This is a genomic window from Pseudaquabacterium terrae (assembly GCF_013266755.1).
In the GTDB taxonomy this organism is placed as follows: Bacteria; Pseudomonadota; Gammaproteobacteria; order Burkholderiales; family Burkholderiaceae_C; genus Pseudaquabacterium; species Pseudaquabacterium terrae.
The window spans coordinates 356,832-374,201 of sequence record NZ_JABRWJ010000002.1 but is presented as its reverse complement, the minus strand read 5'-3'; the positions used below and the strand labels follow the sequence as shown (position 1 = coordinate 374,201).

Here is a 17,370-nt window from a genome sequence, read left to right as displayed (position 1 = left end):
GGACTTCGATGTTCAACATGTTGAAGACGGCCGTGCTGATGGCCGCCATCACCGCGCTGTTCATGCTGATCGGCCAGTGGATCGGCGGGCGCGCCGGCATGATGCTGGCGCTGGTCGTCGCGCTGGCGATGAACTTCTTCAGCTACTGGTTCAGCGACAAGATCGTGCTGCGCATGTACAACGCACGCGAGGTCGACGACAGCAGCGCGCCGCAATTCGTCGCCATGGTGCGTGAGCTGGCGCAGCGCGCCGGCCTGCCGATGCCGCGCGTCTACATCATCGACGAGCAGGCGCCGAACGCCTTCGCGACCGGGCGCAATCCGTCGCATGCCGCGGTCGCCGCGACCAGCGGCATCATCCGCGCGCTGACGCCGCGCGAGCTGCGTGGCGTGATGGCGCACGAGCTGGCGCACGTCAAGCACCGCGACATCCTGATCTCGACGATCAGCGCGACGATGGCCGGCGCGATCGGCATGCTGGCGAACTTCGCGATGTTCTTCGGCGGCCGCAGTGACGACGGCCGGCCCGCGAACCCGCTGGTCGGCCTGCTGGTCGCGATCCTGGCGCCGATCGCCGCCGCCCTGATCCAGATGGCGATCAGCCGCGCGCGCGAGTTCGAGGCCGACCGTGAGGGCGCCGAGATTGCCGGCGATCCGCAGTCGCTGGCCTCGGCACTGCAGAAGATCCAGCGTTACGCGCAGGGCATCCCGCTGCCGACGGCCGAGCGCCATCCGGAGACGGCGCAGATGATGATCATGAATCCGCTGTCCGCGGGCGGCCTGCGCGGCCTGTTCTCGACCCACCCGTCGACCGAAGAACGTGTAGAACGTCTCCTGCAGATGGCCGTGGCGCGCTGAATCCGGCTCAAGCCGGCGGCCGCGGGCGCCGATAAACCCGCCATGCGCCCCGCACTGTTCACCCCGGTCCTGTTGCTCGCCAGCCTGCTCGCCGCCGGCTGCGACCAGCTCGGCATCGAGTCGGCCAGCGCGATTGCCGCGCGCCGCGAGGCCGACGGCAAGGCGATCGGCGGTGCCTGCCGCCATGCCGGCCGGGCGATCGAAGACTGCTACGTGCTCAACCGCCGCGCCGACCGCGCGGCGATCTACGCCGGCTGGCGCGAGATGAACGAGTACATGGTCGAGAACAAGCTTCAGGCGGTGGTGCCGCAGATCCAGGCCGAGACCCAGGTCGCTGCGACCCGCATCGAGCCCGGCACCGAGGCCGAAGAGAAGCCCGCGGCCAAGCCGGGCGGTGAGAAGGCGGAGGAAAAGCCCGCCGACAAGAGTGCCGCCACCGAGCCGCGCAAGCGCCGCGCGCCGCCCTGATCGGCGTTCGCCGCCGGTCCGTCCCGCGGCCTCGACAGTTCAGCCCCCCTCTGCGACCGCTGGTCGCGCTTTGCTTGCCCGCCCGGAATGGCGCGGCATCATCGCGTCCAGATCACGGCAACGGAGAAACTCATGCAACGGGCTGACCGCATCTTTTCCTGGCTCGACCGCGCGTTCGGCATCGCCTTGGCCGCTGCGCTGGCGGGCGCCGCGCTGTCCGCGATGCCGACCGGCGTGCGCGCCGAGTCGGTCAAGGCCAGCGGGGCCGTCGTCTCCGAGGCCCGCAGCGTCAGCGCCGAGTTCGACGCGATCTCGGTCTCCGGCGGCATCGACCTGCACGTGCGCCAGGGCGCGCAGCAGGCCGTCGAGGCGAAGGCGCATGCGAACCTGCTGCCCTACCTCGAGACCGTCGTCGAAGGCAAGACGCTGATGGTGCGCTGGAAGCGCGGCAGCCAGCTGCGCCTGCACCAGTCGCCGACCGTCGACGTCACCGCGGTCAAGCTGCAATCGATCGCCAGTGCCGGATCGAGCGATGTCTCGATCGGCGCGCTGAAGACGCCGCAGCTGGTGCTCGCGGTGTCGGGCTCGGGTGACGTGAACCTCGAGTCGCTGGCTGCCGAGGAGCTCACGGTCAAGATCGCCGGCTCCGGCAACGTGAAGGCCGGCGGCGGCCAGGTCGGCAAGCTGCAGATCAAGGTCTCGGGCAGCGGCGACGTGCAGACCGAAGGGCTGAAGGCCGACGACGTGTCGATCAGCATCGCCGGCTCGGGCGATGCCAAGGTGCACGCCGACAAGACGCTCGCCGTGTCGATCGCCGGCACGGGCGATGTGGTGTACCGCGGCGAAGCGCAAGTCAAGAGCACCGTCGCCGGCAGCGGCAGCGTGCGCAAGCGCTGACGGCTGAAGTCTGCGGCGCTGCATGCGCAGACATTTGAATGTCTGCGGCGCTGCACGCGCGGACACTGAAGTCTGCGGCGCTGCACGCGCCGCGGGCGTCCCTGCACGCCCGGGGTGCTCCGTGTCCATAGGACAATCCCTGAATGTCCGAAGCATCCCCGCCCTGGCGGCACCCCGAATACCGCCGCGGCGCCAAGGAAATGGTCGGCATCGCGCTGGGCATCGCCGCCTGGGGCCTGGTGACCGGGGTCGCGATGGTCAAGAGCGGCATCGGCGTCTGGATCGCGTTGTTGATGTCGCTGACGGTGTTCGCCGGCACCGCGCAGCTGGCCTCGGTGCCGCTGATCGCCGCCGGCGCGCCGATCTGGGTCGTGTGGGCCACCGCGCTGTGCCTGAACCTGCGCTTCGTGATCTTCAGCGCGCAGTGGCGGCCGTACTTCAAGCACCTGCCGCTCGGCCAGCGCGCCCGACTCGCCTACTTCACCGCGGACCTGAACTACGTGCTGTTCATGCGCCGCTTCCCCGGCGGCAAGCCCGCGCCGGAGCAACTGCCCTACTTCTGGGGCGGCGCGACCGTCAACGCCGGTTCCTGGCACGTGGCGTCGCTCGCCGGCATCCTGCTCGGCAACCACGTGCCGACCGAGTGGGGCCTGGGCTTCGCCGGCACGATGGCGTTGCTCGGCATGACCTACTCGCTGTTGAGCGACCGCGCGACCTGGCTGCCGGCGGTGCTGGCCGGCACGGCGGCGGTCGCTGCCTACGCACTGCCGCTGAAGCTGAACATGCTGGTGGCGATCGCCGCCGCGGTGGCGATGGGCATGGCGATCGACCACAGCAAGCCGCTGCGCAACAGGCTGATGGCATGAGCACCTGGGAAGCGATCCTCACGATCATCGGCCTGGCGGGCATCACGATGCTGACGCGCGGCTTCTTCATCCTGCCGAGCCGTGAGCTGCCGATCCCCGAGTGGCTGCGCGAAGGCCTGCGTTATGCGCCGATCGGCGCACTGGTGGCGGTCGTGACGCCCGAGCTGGTGATGAGCCAGGGCCAGCTGATCAGCACCTGGAACGACCCGCGGCTGTTTGGTGCCGCCGCGGCGACCGCCTGGTTCTGCTGGCGGCGCGACATGCTCGGGACGATCCTCTCCGGCACCGCCGTGATGCTGCTCTTCAAGCTCGGCCTGGGTTGGTGATCTGCGAAACTTCGGCCTCCGCCGACGTCTTGCTTCACGCACCCACCGACCATGAAGATCCTTCGCCTCGACGACCTGATTTCCCGCGGCCAGCTCGCCGGCAAGCGGATCTTCATCCGCGCCGACCTGAACGTGCCGCAGGACGACGACGGCCGCATCACCGAGGACACCCGCATCCGCGCCTCGGTTCCCTGCATCCGCGCGGCGCTCGATGCCGGCGCGGCGGTGATGGTCACCTCGCACCTCGGGCGCCCGACCGAGGGTGAGTTCAAGCCCGCGGATTCGCTGGCGCCGGTCGCGGCGCGGCTGGCCGAGCTGCTCGGCCGCGCGGTGCCGCTGCGCGTGAACTGGGTCGATGGCGTCGACGTGAAGCCGGGCGAGGTCGTGCTGCTCGAGAACTGCCGCCTGAACAAGGGCGAGAAGAAGAACAACGAGGAGCTGGCGAAGAAGATGGCCGCGCTGTGCGACGTCTTCGTGCACGACGCCTTCGGCACCGCGCACCGCGCCGAGGCCAGCACCTACGGCATCGCGCAGTTCGCGCCGATCGCCTGCGCCGGCCCGCTGCTCGCCGCCGAGATCGATGCGATCGGCAAGGCGCTGGCGAATCCGAAGCGGCCACTGGTGGCGATCGTCGCCGGCTCGAAGGTCAGCACCAAGCTGACGATCCTGCAGAGCCTGGCGTCGAAGGTCGACGGGCTGGTGGTCGGTGGCGGCATCGCGAACACCTTCCTGCTCGCCGCCGGACTGCCGATCGGCAAGAGCCTGGCCGAGCCCGATCTGCTGGACCAGGCGAAGGCGGTGATCGAGGCGATGAAGGCACGCGGCGCCGAGGTGCCGATTCCCATCGACGTCGTCACCGCGAAGACCTTCGCCGCCGACGCACCGGCGACCGTCAAGGCCGCGGCAGACGTCGCCGCCGACGACCTGATCCTCGACATCGGTCCGCAGACCGCGGCGCTGCTGGCCGAGAAGCTGAAGGCCGCCGGCACCATCGTCTGGAACGGCCCGGTCGGCGTGTTCGAGTTCGACGCCTTCGCCAAGGGCACCGAAACGCTGGCGCGCGCGATCGCCGACAGCGACGCCTTCAGCATCGCCGGCGGCGGCGACACGCTGGCAGCGATCGCCAAGTACGGCATCGAGGGCGACATCGGCTACATCTCGACCGGCGGCGGCGCGTTCCTCGAGGTGCTCGAGGGCAAGACATTGCCGGCCTTCGAGATCCTGGAAAAGCGCGCCGCGAGCTGATCTGCGGGCGCCCTCACCCGCGCCGATTGCATCGCGCGCGGGTGAAGCTGATTTCGGTTCACCACATGGCCGGCCGCGCGCATCGGGCGTAACCTCGGGTCCTTCGAGAACGCGATGGAGACCGCGCCATGCCAAAGACCCCCCTTTCCGACGCCGAGATGGCGCTGCGCGAAGCAGCGCTCGAATACCACCGGGCGCCGACGCGGGGCAAGATCTCGGTCACGCCGACCAAGCCGCTGTCGAACCAGCGCGACCTGTCGCTGGCCTACTCGCCGGGTGTCGCCTACGCCTGCCTGGCGATCGAGGAAGATCCGTCGCTCGCGGCCGACTTCACCTCGCGCGCCAACCTGGTCGGCGTGATCACCAACGGCACCGCGGTGCTGGGCCTCGGCGACATCGGCCCGCTCGCCGGCAAGCCGGTGATGGAAGGCAAGGGCTGCCTGTTCAAGAAGTTCGCCGGCATCGACGTCTTCGACATCGAGCTTGCCGAGAAGGATCCGGACAAGCTGGTCGAGATCATCGCCGCGCTGGAGCCGACGCTGGGCGGCATCAACCTCGAGGACATCAAAGCGCCCGAGTGTTTCCTGGTCGAGCGCAAGCTGCGCGAGCGGCTGAACATCCCCGTCTTCCACGATGACCAGCACGGCACGGCGATCATCTCCGCCGCTGCGTTGCTCAACGGCCTGGAGCTGGTCGGCAAGACGATCGGCGAGGTCAAGGTGGTGGCTTCCGGCGCCGGCGCCGCGGCGATCGCCTGCCTCGACCTGATGGTCGGCCTGGGCGTGAAGATCGAGAACGTCTTCGCCGTCGATTCGAAGGGCGTGATCCGCGAAGGGCGCGGCGACAAGCTCGACGAGTCGAAGCAGCGCTACTGCCAGAAGACCGAAGCGCGCACGCTGGCCGACGCGGTCAAGGGCGCCGACGTCTTCCTCGGCTGCTCGGCCGCCGGCGTGCTGAGCGCGGAGATGGTCAAGACGATGGGCCCGCAGCCGATCATCCTGGCACTGGCCAATCCCGAGCCGGAGATCCGGCCCGAGCTGGCCAAGCAAGCGCGGCCCGACTGCATCATCGCCACGGGCCGTTCGGACTATCCGAACCAGGTCAACAACGTCCTCTGTTTCCCGTACATCTTCCGCGGCGCGCTCGATTGCGGCGCCACGCGCATCAACGAGGCGATGAAGCTGGCCTGCGTGCGCGAGATCGCCGAGCTGGCCAAGGCCGAGACCAGCGATGAAGTGGCCGCTGCTTATGCGGGTCAGGAACTGAAGTTCGGTCCCGACTACCTGATCCCCAAACCCTTCGATGCGCGACTGATCCTGCGCATCGCGCCGGCGGTGGCGAAGGCGGCGGCCGAGAGCGGCGTGGCGACGCGGCCGATCGCCGACCTCGATGCCTACCGCCAGCAGCTGACCCGCTTCGTCTACCAGACCGGCATGGTGATGCGCCCGGTGTTCGCCGCCGCCCGTGCGGCCACGACCCAGCACGGCGCGCGCGTGGTCTACGCCGAAGGCGAGGACGAGCGCGTGTTGCGTGCGGTGCAAGTGGTGCGCGACGAGGGCCTGGCGCAGCCGATCCTCGTCGGCCGGCCTTCGGTGATCGCGATGCGCATCGAGCGCGCCGGCCTGCGCCTGAAGGCCGGCGTCGATTTCGAGGTCTGCGATCCGGAGGACGATCCGCGCTTTCGCAGCTACTGGGAGCAGTACCACAAGCTGATGGGCCGCGACGGCATCTCGATCGAGGCCTCGAAGTCGACGGTGCGGCGCTCGAACACGCTGATCTCGTCGCTGATGCTGAGCCGCGGCGAAGCCGACGCGATGTTGTGCGGCCTGGTCGGCCGCTACGACGCGCACCTCGAGCACGTGCGTGCGGTGATCGGCGTCAGCCCCGGCCAGCGCACGCTGGCGGCGATGAACGCGCTGCTGCTCGACCAGCACACCCTCTTCATCACCGACACCTTCGTCAACGAGGAGCCGACCGCCGAAGAACTCGCCGAGATCGCGCTGATGGCCGCCGCCGAGGTGCAGCGCTTCGGCATGCCGGCGAAGGTGGCGTTCCTGTCGCACTCGGTGTTCGGCTCGTCCAAGCGCGCGTCGGCGCGGCGCATGCGCGCGGCGCGCGACCTCTTCGTGCAGCAGGCGCCGCACATCGAGTGCGACGGAGAGATGCAAGGGGATGCGGCGCTGTCGGAGGCGATCCGCGGCAAGTTCCTCGCCGACAGCACGCTCAGCGGCGCGGCCAACCTGCTGGTGCTGCCGAACCTGGATGCCGCGAACATCCTCTTCAACGTGCTGAAGGTGACCAGCGGGCATGGCGTGACGATCGGGCCGATCCTGCTCGGTGCCGCGGCGCCGGCGCACATCCTGACGCCGTCGGCGACGATGCGCCGCGTCGTCAACATGACCGCGCTCGCCGTCGCCGATGCCGCCGAACTGCGCACCCGCGCTGAAACCGCGCGGTAACTCGAAGGCCGAACCCGACGCCCATAATCCTCCGCTTCCTCTCTTCACTACAAGCAGCAGCCATGTCACGCGCCACCAAGATCGTTGCGACCCTCGGCCCGGCCTCCAGCGATCCCGAGGTGCTCGAGCGGCTGCTGCGCGCGGGTGTCGACGTCGTGCGGCTGAACTTCAGCCACGGCAAGGCGCAGGACCACATCGACCGCGCGCGCCTGGTGCGCGAGACGGCTGAACGCGTCGGCAAGCCGGTCGCGCTGATGGCCGATCTGCAGGGGCCGAAGATCCGCGTCGGCAAGTTCGAGGAAGGCAAGGTGATGCTGGTGCCGGGGGCGCCCTTCATCCTCGACGCGTCGCGCACCGAGCCGGGCAACGTCGACATCGTCGGCCTCGACTACAAGGAGCTGCCGCGCGACGTGCGCCCCGGCGACCTGCTGCTGCTCAACGACGGCCTGCTGGTGCTGACGGTCGACAGCGTGCGCGGCGACCGCGTGCACACGCTGGTCAAGATCGGCGGCGAGCTGTCCAACAACAAGGGCATCAACAAGCAGGGCGGCGGTTTGACCGCGCCGGCGCTGACCGCCAAGGACATGGACGACATCAAGACCGCGGCGTCGTTCCAGTGCGACTTCCTCGCGGTCAGCTTCCCGAAGAGCGCGACCGACATGGAGATGGCGCGCCAGCTCGCCAACGTCGCCGGCGAGCCCTACCGGCACAAGCCGGCGATGATCGCCAAGATCGAGCGCAGCGAGGCGATTCCCGTGCTCGAGGCGATCCTGAAGGCCAGCGACGGCATCATGGTCGCGCGCGGCGACCTGGCGGTGGAAGTCGGCAATGCCGCGGTCCCGGCGCTGCAGAAGAAGATGATCCGCATGGCGCGCGAGATGGACAAGATCGCCATCACCGCGACGCAGATGATGGAGAGCATGATCGTCAACCCGGTGCCGACGCGTGCCGAGGTCTCGGACGTGGCGAATGCGGTGCTCGACGGCACCGACGCCGTGATGCTGTCGGCCGAGACGGCCGCAGGCAAGTACCCGGTCGAAACGGTCGAGCACATGGCGCTGATCGCGCTGGAAGCCGAACGCGCCGACGAGGTGAAGCTCGATGCCGACTTCATCAACAAGCGCTTCGGCCGCATCGACCAGTCCATCGCGATGGGGGCGCTGTTCACCGCGCACCACCTCGGCTGCAAGGCCATCATTGCGCTGACCGAATCGGGCTCGACCGCGCTGTGGATGAGCCGCCACAACATCCACGTGCCGATCTTCGGCATGACCTCGCAGGCGACATCCGAGCGGCGCATGGCGCTGTACCGCAACGTGCGCCCGATCCTGATGCCCAACCACACCGATCGCGACCAGGCCCTGGCCGACGCGGAACGCGTGCTGGTGCAGCGCGGCGTGTTGAAGCCGGGCGATACCTACGCGATCACCTGCGGCGAGCCCATGGGCTACCCCGGCGGCACGAACATGCTGAAGGTCTGCCGAGTCAACTGACTCGACGGCAGCAGGTTCAAGCCGCGACGGGCAAGGCCTCGCGCACGCTGCCGATCATGGCCGCGACGCGCGGCGCCATGTTCACCGGCACCAGCTGCAGCTCGGGATGTTGTGCGCCGAAAACGCGGAAGAGCTCGTCGGTGAAACCATGGCCGACGTCGGCCAGGCCTTCGAAGTCGAGCTCGACGCGGCGGAACTGCGTCAGCCGCGAGGCGACGCGCCGCGCCTGCGCGCGTGACTCCAGTCCGGCCTGCGTCTGCGTGATCAGCTTCAGCGGCACGACGGTGCGTTCGAAGCCGTAGCCCGCGCCGTCGAGGCTGTAGCGGTGCAGCACGTTGTCCAGCGTGCGCTCGGTGTCGACGCAGATCGCGACGTAGACGGAGGTGCCGACGCGGCAGGCCGGGCGGCTGCGTTGCCACCACTGGTCACGCTGCCACTCGCGCTGCTGGAAGGCCGCGTCGTTGGCATGCAGGTCGAAGATGTCGGCCAGCTTGGCGCTGAAGAAAAGGCCCCGGCCGGTGTGCGCATCGGGCTGGCTGGTCAGCTTGCCCTTGGCGAGCTCGAGCATCGCGACCGTCGGGTCGGTGATGTTGAAGCGCTCGGCGACGGTGTTGAAGACGCCGCGGCCGTCGTCCGAGACCAGCAGCTGCAGCTGCGTCGGCGTCTGCCGCATCGACACCGTGACGCTCGAGCCACCGGAGTGGTCGATGGCGTTGTTCAAGAGCTCCGTGAAGACGTGCTGCGCGATGCGCGCGACGTTGGCCTTGAGCTCGAAGCGGCCGGCGAAGTCCTGCACCCAGGGCAGGTCTTCCTGCAGCCCCTGCAGCGGGTAGCGGCGCACCACCTGGCGCAGCGCGCCGGGCCGATAGTGGGCCTTGCGCGAGACACCGTCGCGCGCCAGCCATTGGGCCTCGACCAGCTTGTTCAGCTGGTTGCGCGCGCTGGTGCGGCTGATCGAAAGCCGCTGGCACAGGTAAGCCGGCAGGTCCTGCGGATGCGCAAGCACGGCTTCGGTGATCCAGGGCGTGAGGTCGCTGAGGGCGATGCGGGCCATGTAGGGGTCCTTCCAGCGGCCATGGCCGCCAAAGTCTGGCCTCCAGTGTCGGCGCCGGGCCGCCCGGCTTCAGTTTGAAAAGCGGGCGTTTGACCGGCCATTTCGACCCCCCGCCGTACAATTCAGCCCCGGTTACACGGCGGTTTCACGACCCGGAATCGCCTGCGCATTCACCCCCTTCGCAGGACTCCCACCATGCCACTCGTCTCGATGCGCCAGCTGCTGGACCACGCCGCCGACAACGGCTACGGCATCCCGGCCTACAACGTCAACAACCTCGAGCAGATCCAGGCCGTGATGGCCGCGGCGTCCGAGGTGGATGCCCCGGTCATCCTGCAGGCCAGCGCCGGCGCCCGCAAGTACGCCGGCGAGAGCTTCATCAAGCACCTGATCCAGGCCGCGCTCGAGGCCTACCCGAAGGTGCCGCTGGTGATGCACCAGGACCACGGCCAGAGCCCCGACGTGTGCAAGGGCGCGATCGACCTCGGCTTCACCTCGGTGATGATGGACGGCTCGCTGGAAGCAGACGGCAAGTCGATCGCCAGCTACGAGTACAACGTCGACGTCACGAAGACCGTCGTCGACATGGCGCACCGGCTCGGCATCACGGTCGAGGGCGAGCTCGGCTGCCTGGGCTCGCTGGAGACGATGCGCGGCGACAAGGAAGACGGCCACGGCACCGAAGCGACGATGACGCGCGACCAGCTGCTGACCGATCCTGAGCAGGCCGCCGACTTCGTCAAGAAGACCCAGCTGGATGCACTGGCGATCGCCATCGGCACGAGCCACGGCGCCTACAAGTTCAGCCGCAAGCCCACGGGCGACATCCTGGCGATCGAGCGCATCAAGGAGATCCACCGCCGCATCCCGAACACCCACCTGGTGATGCACGGCAGCTCCAGCGTGCCGCAGGACCTGCTGGCCGAGATCCGCAAGTACGGCGGCGACATGAAGGAGACCTACGGCGTGCCGGTCGAGGAGATCCAGGAAGCCATCAAGCATGGCGTGCGCAAGATCAACATCGACACCGACATCCGCCTCGCGATGACCGCGGCGATCCGCAAGTTCTTCGCCGAGAACCCGAGCAAGTTCGACCCGCGCGAATACCTGAAGCCGGCGCGCGAAGCGGCCAAGGCGATCTGCAAGCAGCGCTACCTGCAGTTCGGCTGCGAAGGCCAGGGCAGCAAGATCCAGGCGATCCCGCTGACGGCCGTGGCGCAGAACTACGCCAGCGGCAAGCTGGCGCAGGTCGTCAACTGAAGCGCTGATCTTCCGCTGCGACGAGCCCGCCCGCCGGCGGGCTTTTTTGTGCCCGGGCGGCACAATCCGGGCGCGATTTCCTTTCCTTGCGAGCATCCCATGAGTACCGCCGAGACCACCGTTTTCGAGACCCGCCTGCATTCGCTGCCGCTGCTGGCACGCGGCAAGGTGCGCGACAACTTCGCCGTCGGCAACGACCGCATCCTGATGGTCGCGTCGGACCGCATCTCGGCCTTCGATGTCGTGATGGGCCAGCCGATTCCCGGCAAGGGCGCACTGCTGACGCGCATGGCGCTGTTCTGGTTTCACAAGCTCGGCCACGTCGTGCCGAACCACCTGACGGGCGACGCGCCGGAGAGTGTCGTCGCCGCCGACGAAGTCGATCAGGTGCGCGGCCGCTCGATGCTGGTCAAGCGGCTGAAGCCGCTGCCGATCGAGGCCGTGGTGCGCGGCTACCTGGCCGGCTCGGGCTGGAAGGAGTACCAGCAGGACGGGCGCGTCTGCGGCGTCGCCCTGCCGCCGGGCTTGCGCAATGCGAGCCGGCTGCCGGCGCCGATCTTCACGCCGGCCACCAAGGCCGAGGCCGGCGAACACGACGAGAACATCAGCTTCGAGCGCACCGTCGAGCTGATCGGCCAGCCGCTCGCCGAGCAGGTGCGCGACACGGCGATCCGCCTGTACAGCGAGGCCGCGGCCTATGCGCTGTCGCGCGGGATCATCATTGCCGACACCAAGTTCGAGTTCGGCCTCGACGAGCACGGGCAGCTGACGCTGATGGACGAAGTGCTGACGCCGGATTCGTCGCGCTTCTGGCCCCTGGAGTCTTATCAGGAAGGCGTCAATCCCGCGAGCTTCGACAAACAATTCCTGCGCGACTGGCTAGAGTCGGCGACCGTGGACGGGAGGCTGTGGGACAAGCGGGCGCCGGCACCGGAGATGCCCGCGGAGATTGCGCAGACGACCGCCGACCGTTACCGCGCCGCGCTGGAGTTGCTGGCGCCCTAGGCCGACTCTTGGCGGCCTGATCAGGCCAGGGAGGTCGCCGAATGGTCTCGATACTGCTGACTGAGCTCGACAAACGGATTCGAACCAGCCCGGACAGCGTGTCGTGGGCCCGCGATGTCTGCCGCGCGGCATCGCACTTCGCGCGGCAAGGCCAGGTCGACGCGGCGCTGAAATGGATGGACAGCGTCAAGCGCCATTTCGGCAACCGCATCGATCCGGAAGTGGCCTGCTGGCTGATGCTGGCCGAGGGCATGCTGCATTACTTCCAGATGCGCTCGATCGACGCGCACGACCGCTTCCGCGGCGCCTACGGCCTGGCCGCCACCTTCGACACCGTGCGTGCGCGGCCCTGCAGCGCCGCGTGGATGGCGCACATCGAATTCAATGACGGTCGCTACGACTCGATGATCCGGTTCATCGAGGAGGCGCTGACGCGCGCACCAGAGGACGACCATCAGGCGCTGGCACGCGCCTCGCTGGTGCTGGCCGACTCGTACCATTTCGCGGGAACCTTCAAGAAGGCGCGGCCGTGGTACGAGCGAGCGCGTCGGCACGCCACGGCCGAAGGCGACGGCGCGACGATGAGCGCGCTGATGCACAACATGGCCGCATTCCGCACGGCGAACGTGCGGCTGGCCGATGCCTTCGGCAGCGAGATGCCGGCAGAGGCGAAGCAGGCTGCGATGGAGGCGGCGTCGGCGTTCAACTACGACGCGGCCGTTGGGACCGAGTCCTGGCGACTGATGGTGCCGATGCTGCAAGGCCAGTTGCTGGCCGTGCACGGCAAGTTTCACGACGCCCTAATGATGCTGACCTCGATCGACACGAAGTACCTACCGGTTCGCGAGCGTCCACTCGTGGCTGCCGACCGAGCTTGGTGCCTGGTCCAGCTCGAGATATTCGAGCACGTCGATGAGTTTGCGCTCGAAGCGGCGCGTGCCAATGAGATCGACCAGGAAACGGATGACCTCGCGTACGTGTTCGCGAGACTCGCCCGTGTGCAGGAGCAGACCGGCAAGCAGTACGTGAGAGACTGTTCCGAGCGGGCCGCGCGCGCCTTGACTCGGCATCGCGACGCCCAAGCCGCGCTCGAGGCGAAGCTCGATCAGCTGGAGCTGCGCATCAAGGATCAGCTCACTGCGTCGATGGGCGGCTGACGATGGTATCGATCCTGTTGAGCGAGCTGGACAAGCGCATCCGGGCCAGTTCGGACAGCGTCTCCTGGGCACGCGACGTCTGCCGCGCGGCATCGCACTACGCCCGGCAAGGCCAGGTCGACGTGGCGCTGAAATGGATGGACAGCGTCAAGCGCCACTTCGGCAAGCGCATCGATCCGGAAGTCGCGTGCTGGCTGATGCTGGGCGAAGGCATGCTGCACTTTTTCCAGGTGCGCCCGGGCACCGCGCACGACTTGTTCCGTGGTGCCTACGGCCTCGCCGTGGCATTCGATGCGGCCCGCGCTCGGCCGTCTTGTGCCGCGTGGATGGCGCTCAACGAGTTCAACGACAGCCGCTTCGACTCGATGCTGCGCTTCATCGAAGAGGCGCTGACGCTGGCGCCGGAGGACGACCACCAGGCCCGCGCGCGTGCGTCGCTGGTGATGGCCGATGCCTTCCACTTCGCCGGCACGTTCAAGAAGGCGCGGCCTTGGTACGAACGCGCGCGCCGGCACGCCACCGCCGAAGGCGACGGCGCGACGATGAGCGCGCTGATGCACAACATGGCTGCATTCCGAACGGCCAATGTGCGCCTGGCCGATGCCTTCGGCGACCAGATGCCGGCGGAGGCGAAGCAGGCTTCGATGGAAGCGGCGTCAGCATTCAACTACGACGCGGCTGTCGGCACGGCGTCGTGGCTGCGCGAGAGCGCGCCGATGCTCCAGGGACAGCTGTTGGCCGTGCAGGGCAAGTTTCACGATGCGTTGATGATGTTGACCTCGATCGATGCGAAGTGCCTGCCGCAGCGCGTTCGCCCGCTGGTTGCAGTGGACCGCGCATGGTGTCTCGTGCAGCTGGAGATCTTCGAGCACGTCGACGAATTCGCGCTCGAGGCCGCGCGTGTCGATGACACCGAGCTGGAAACCGACGACTTGGCGTACCTGTATGCCCGGCTCGCCAGGACTCAGGAACGCATGGATCGGCAGTATGTGAAGGACTGTTCGGAGCTGGCAACTCGCGCATTGGCGAAGCACCGCCGTGCCCAGGCCGCACTCGAAGGCAAGCTCGATGAGCTCGACGCACGCATGAAGGACTACCTCACACCCGCGGCAGGGAATTGACGATGGGCTCGATCCTGTTGGCGGAACTCGACAAGCGCATTCGAACCAGCACCGACAGCGTGTCCTGGGCGCGCGACGTCTGCCGGGCGGCCTCGCACTTCGCGCGGCAAGGCCAGGTCGACGCGGCAATGAAGTGGATGGACAGCGTCAAGGCTCACTTCGGCAACCGCATCGATCCGGAGGTCGCCTGCTGGTTGATGCTGGCCGAGGGCATGCTGCACTACTTCCAGATGCGCTCGACGGCCGCCTGCGACCGCTTTCGCGGTGCGTACGGATTGGCGGCGACGTTCAAGGTCACGCGCGCATGGCCGTGCAGCGCGGCGTGGATGGCCCTCATCGATTTCAACGACAGCCGCTACGACTCGATGGTGCGCTTCATCGAGGAAGCGTTGACGCAGGCGCCGGAGGACGACCACCAGGCCCGTGCCCGGGCGTCACTGGTGCTCGCCGATGCATTCCACTTCACGGGCAGCTTCAAGAAGGCGCGCCCCTGGTACGAGCGGGCACGCCGGCACGCCACCGCCGAGGGCGACGGCGCAACGATGAGCGCATTGATGCACAACATGGCCGCCTATCGCACGGCCAATGTGCGCCTGGCGGATGCCTTGGGCAATCCGATGTCGGCCGAGGTGAAACAGGCCTCGATGGAGGCGGCCTCGGCATTCAACTACGACGCCGCCATCGGCACCGAGTCACTTCGCCTGATGGTGCCGATGCTGCAGGGCGAGTTGCTGGCGGTCGAAGGCAAGTTCCATGAAGCCTTGATGATGCTCGCCTCGATCGACAAGAAAGAGTTGGCGCCTCGCTTTCGGCCTCTGGTGGCGGTCGATCAGGCGTGGTGCCTGGTGCATCTCGAGCTGTTCGACCACGTCAGCGAATTCGCATTGCAAGCCGCGGCTGCATCCCATGCCGAGCTCGAAGCGGATGACCTCGCCTACCTGCTGGCCCGACTCGCCCAGGTCCAGGAGCGCATGGGCGAGCGGTACCTGAAGGATTGTTCGATGCTCGCGTCGCACGCGCTTGCAAGACACCGTGAGATCCAGCGCATGCTGGAGTTGAACCTCGATCAATTGGAAGATCGAGTGAAGAGCGCCTGAGCCAACAGAGAAGAAAAACCCGGCACGAGGCCGGGTTCTTCAAGGGCTAACGCACGCCGCTTACGGCTTGTTCCCGGTCGGGAACGGCCACGCGGCGGCAGGGCTCAGCGCGGTTTTCGCCGCAGGCGCTGCAGGGGCCGCCGCAGGGGCAGCGGGGGAAGCCGGCGCCTTCTTCGCGGCAGCCTTCTTCGCCGGGGCCTTCTTCGCAGCCGCCTTCTTCGCCGGTGCCGCCTTCTTCGCAGCCGCCTTCTTCGCCGGTGCCGCCTTCTTGGCCGGCGCCTTCTTCGCGGCGGCCTTCTTGGCCGGTGCCGCCTTCTTCGCCGGCGCGGCCTTCTTCGCCGGTGCCTTCTTCGCGGGCGCCTTCTTCGCGGCGGCCTTCTTGGCCGGTGCGGCCTTCTTGGCCGGTGCGGCCTTCTTGGCCGGTGCGGCCTTCTTGGCCGGCGCCTTTTTGGCTGCCGACGGCTTCTTCGCTGCAGCCTTCTTGGCCGGAGCCTTCTTCGCAGTTGCCATGACGATCTCCTTGATCAAGTTGCGAAACACGCCCCAGCCGCTCGAGCGATGGGGCCATTCATCGATTCGGATGCGTGCCGGTTGATGCCGGCTTCTTCATCCGCGCCGATGAACTGGGGAGCAACCGTGTCCGAGACTTCTATCGGCCTCGGTGAAACGGCTGCGGATCTTGATCCCGTGTCGGGACGACCGTCCGGCTTGTGCGCGCCGGATCGATCAGTCCCAACTCAATGCGCCACCGGATTGGTATTCGATGACGCGGGTTTCGAAGAAATTCCTTTCCTTCTTCAGGTCGATCATTTCGCTCATCCACGGGAACGGGTTTTCTTCGTTCGGGAAGAGCGCTTCGAGGCCGATCTGCGTTGCACGCCGGTTGGCGATGTAGCGCAGGTAGCCCTTGAACATCGAAGCGTTGAGGCCGAGCACACCGCGCGGCATCGTGTCCTCGGCATAGCGGTACTCGAGCTCGACGGCCTTCAGGAACAGGGCCTTGATCTCGGCCTTGAACTCGGGCGTCCACAGCTGCGGGTTCTCGAGCTTGATCTGGTTGATCAGGTCGATGCCGAAGTTGCAGTGCATCGACTCGTCGCGCAGGATGTACTGGTACTGCTCCGCTGCGCCGGTCATCTTGTTCTGACGGCCGAGCGCGAGGATCTGCGTGAAGCCGACGTAGAAGAACAGGCCTTCCATCAGGCACGCGAAGACGATGATCGAACGCAGCAGCGTCTGGTCGGTCTCGAGCGTGCCGGTCTTGAAGTTCGGATCCATGATCGCGTCGATGAACGGGATCAGGAACTCGTCCTTCTCGCGGATCGACGAGACCTCGTGGTACGCATTGAAGATCTCGCCTTCATCGAGACCGAGCGACTCGACGATGTACTGGTAGGCGTGCGTGTGGATCGCTTCTTCGAAGGCCTGGCGCAGCAGGAACTGGCGCGCTTCGGGCGCCGTGACGTGACGGTAGGTGCCGAGCACGATGTTGTTCGCCGCGAGCGAATCGGCCGTGACGAAGAAGCCGAGGTTGCGCTTGATGATGCGGCGTTCGTCTTCGGTCAGGCCGTTGGGATCCTTCCAGGTCGCGATGTCGCGCGACATGTTGACCTCTTGCGGCATCCAGTGGTTCGCGCAGGTCGCGAGGTACTTCTCCCACGCCCACTTGTACTTGAACGGCACCAGCTGGTTGACGTCGGTCTGGCCGTTGATGATGCGCTTCTCGGCCGCGGTGACGCGGCGCGTGTTCTTCACTGCGGCCTGCGCTTGCGTCGCGGCTTGCGGTGCGCGCGTCGCTTGTGTCGGTGAGGTCGAAGGCACCGCTGCTTGCAGCGCGGTGATTGGCTGCAACTGCGGCGGCTGCAGCGTCGTCGATTGATGCGCAAGCGCGTCACCGGCCATCGGTGTCGCACTGCCTTTCGATTGAGTCGTCGATGGGAGTCGAACGTCGTCTTCCCAGACCAGCATGTGTGTGCTTCCTATGGTCTCGAATTATCGGAGTGTTGTGTTCAAACACCAAGCACTTCTTGACTTTTGCGCGGCCTCGTTGTTGCCCTCGTGCATC

General features: G+C 67.3%; 16 protein-coding genes. 13 read left to right on the top strand and 3 right to left on the bottom strand.

All coding sequences use genetic code 11. The annotated features are described in order from the left end of the window. Positions 1 to 8: 8 nt before the first annotated feature. The 8 genes from htpX (at position 9) to pyk (ending at position 8,611) form a co-directional block, all read left to right on the top strand. Positions 9 to 857, top strand: a complete 849-nt coding sequence (htpX, locus tag HLB44_RS06800) for a zinc metalloprotease HtpX (RefSeq protein WP_173121798.1) — start codon at positions 9 to 11, stop codon at positions 855 to 857. A 42-nt stretch (positions 858 to 899) separates the two neighbouring features. Further along, complete coding sequence (locus HLB44_RS37065) at positions 900 to 1,325, top strand: hypothetical protein (RefSeq protein ID WP_246312106.1); 426 nt, start codon at positions 900 to 902, stop codon at positions 1,323 to 1,325. A 132-nt stretch (positions 1,326 to 1,457) separates the two neighbouring features. Continuing rightward, positions 1,458 to 2,222 (top strand): head GIN domain-containing protein, encoded by a 765-nt coding sequence (locus HLB44_RS06790; protein WP_173121797.1) that lies wholly within the window; start codon positions 1,458 to 1,460, stop codon positions 2,220 to 2,222. A gap of 143 nt (positions 2,223 to 2,365) precedes the next feature. Beyond that, positions 2,366 to 3,088, top strand: a complete 723-nt coding sequence (locus HLB44_RS06785; RefSeq protein ID WP_173121796.1) for an AzlC family ABC transporter permease — start codon at positions 2,366 to 2,368, stop codon at positions 3,086 to 3,088. Then, positions 3,085 to 3,414, top strand: a complete 330-nt coding sequence (locus tag HLB44_RS06780) for an AzlD domain-containing protein (RefSeq protein ID WP_173121795.1) — start codon at positions 3,085 to 3,087, stop codon at positions 3,412 to 3,414. The genes HLB44_RS06785 and HLB44_RS06780 overlap by 4 nt, the downstream gene beginning before the upstream one ends. A 51-nt stretch (positions 3,415 to 3,465) precedes the next feature. Next, a complete protein-coding gene (locus HLB44_RS06775; RefSeq protein WP_173121794.1) occupies positions 3,466 to 4,659 on the top strand; it encodes a phosphoglycerate kinase in 1,194 nt (397 codons plus the stop codon). Positions 4,660 to 4,787: 128 nt separating this feature from the next. Beyond that, positions 4,788 to 7,118: an NADP-dependent malic enzyme gene (locus HLB44_RS06770; RefSeq protein WP_173121793.1), complete on the top strand. Its 2,331-nt coding sequence runs from the start codon at positions 4,788 to 4,790 to the stop codon at positions 7,116 to 7,118. Between the two features lie 62 nt (positions 7,119 to 7,180). Further along, positions 7,181 to 8,611 (top strand): pyruvate kinase, encoded by a 1,431-nt coding sequence (pyk, locus tag HLB44_RS06765; RefSeq protein WP_173121792.1) that lies wholly within the window; start codon positions 7,181 to 7,183, stop codon positions 8,609 to 8,611. A 16-nt stretch (positions 8,612 to 8,627) separates the two neighbouring features. On the opposite strand, the gene HLB44_RS06760 is transcribed toward pyk, so the two are convergent. Further along, entirely contained in the window at positions 8,628 to 9,665 is a 1,038-nt protein-coding gene (locus HLB44_RS06760) for an ATP-binding protein (RefSeq protein WP_173121791.1), read from the bottom strand. A 195-nt stretch (positions 9,666 to 9,860) separates the two neighbouring features. On the opposite strand from HLB44_RS06760, the gene fba reads away from it, so the two are divergent. The 5 genes from fba (at position 9,861) to HLB44_RS06735 (ending at position 15,305) form a co-directional block, all read left to right on the top strand. After that, positions 9,861 to 10,925 (top strand): class II fructose-bisphosphate aldolase, encoded by a 1,065-nt coding sequence (gene fba / locus HLB44_RS06755; protein WP_173121790.1) that lies wholly within the window; start codon positions 9,861 to 9,863, stop codon positions 10,923 to 10,925. Between the two features lie 99 nt (positions 10,926 to 11,024). After that, complete coding sequence (locus HLB44_RS06750; RefSeq protein WP_173121789.1) at positions 11,025 to 11,930, top strand: phosphoribosylaminoimidazolesuccinocarboxamide synthase; 906 nt, start codon at positions 11,025 to 11,027, stop codon at positions 11,928 to 11,930. Between the two features lie 236 nt (positions 11,931 to 12,166). Next, a complete protein-coding gene (locus HLB44_RS06745) occupies positions 12,167 to 13,087 on the top strand; it encodes a tetratricopeptide repeat protein (protein WP_173121788.1) in 921 nt (306 codons plus the stop codon). Positions 13,088 to 13,089: 2 nt separating this feature from the next. After that, positions 13,090 to 14,208 (top strand): tetratricopeptide repeat protein, encoded by a 1,119-nt coding sequence (locus tag HLB44_RS06740; protein ID WP_173121787.1) that lies wholly within the window; start codon positions 13,090 to 13,092, stop codon positions 14,206 to 14,208. Between the two features lie 2 nt (positions 14,209 to 14,210). Continuing rightward, positions 14,211 to 15,305, top strand: a complete 1,095-nt coding sequence (locus HLB44_RS06735; RefSeq protein ID WP_173121786.1) for a tetratricopeptide repeat protein — start codon at positions 14,211 to 14,213, stop codon at positions 15,303 to 15,305. Positions 15,306 to 15,365: 60 nt separating this feature from the next. On the opposite strand, the gene HLB44_RS06730 is transcribed toward HLB44_RS06735, so the two are convergent. Further along, on the bottom strand, positions 15,366 to 15,815 hold the full coding sequence (locus HLB44_RS06730) for a histone (protein WP_173121785.1): 450 nt from the start codon (positions 15,813 to 15,815) through the stop codon (positions 15,366 to 15,368). A 216-nt stretch (positions 15,816 to 16,031) separates the two neighbouring features. Continuing rightward, a complete protein-coding gene (locus tag HLB44_RS06725) occupies positions 16,032 to 17,273 on the bottom strand; it encodes a ribonucleotide-diphosphate reductase subunit beta (protein ID WP_173121784.1) in 1,242 nt (413 codons plus the stop codon). Positions 17,274 to 17,370 lie beyond the last annotated feature (97 nt).